The sequence below is a fragment of the Brevundimonas diminuta genome (assembly GCF_039673845.1).
GTDB classification, from domain to species: Bacteria; Pseudomonadota; Alphaproteobacteria; order Caulobacterales; family Caulobacteraceae; genus Brevundimonas; species Brevundimonas diminuta_E.
Genome location: NZ_JBDJMK010000024.1, coordinates 1 through 584 on the forward strand (window position 1 = coordinate 1; position 584 = coordinate 584).

The 584-nt window shown below is 68.0% G+C and carries 1 protein-coding gene; it reads right to left on the minus strand.

The window, feature by feature from the left end; all coding sequences use genetic code 11:
• Positions 1-584: HAD-IB family phosphatase (locus ABE454_RS16115; RefSeq protein ID WP_346533098.1), on the minus strand; the 584-nt coding region annotated here is incomplete at both ends.

A 584-nucleotide genomic window follows, 5' to 3' on the forward strand; every position in this document is an offset into this window, starting at 1 on the left:
TGGTCGATCAGGCGGCTTTTCGCCAGCACGAAGTCCGCCTTGCCCGAGACGCAGAAGTCCGAGGTGCTGTCGCCGATATAGAGGATGCGGTCGGCCGAACGTCGGGCCTCGGCCAGACGGGCGCATTTGCAGTTGGCGCTGTCCTTGACGCAGGCGGCGGCGCTCCACGGCGTGTTCAGCCGCCAGCGGTCGGCCGCAACCTGTTCCAGTTGATTGGCCATGATGGGCAGGGGCTGCATCCCCAGCGGCGCCAGAATGCGTTCGATGGCCAGATCCAGACCGTCGCTGACGATGCTGATCGGGGCGCCGAAGCCGTGCGCCGCCCGGACGAAGGCGGGGAAGGCCGGGTCCACCTGAATGGCGGACAGGGCGGCGTCGAAGTCGGCGTCCGTCATGTCCAGCAGGGCGATCTGGCCGGTCATGCAGGCCCTGGAGCCGATCTGGCCCTGTTCCCACGCGCTTTCCAGATCGGTCCAGCCGGGACGGCCGAAGGCGTGCAGCAGGCTGTCGGTCACATCGCGATTGCTGATGGTGCCGTCGAAGTCGCAGTGGATGGCCCACTCGGTGCGCGACGGGGCGAGGGT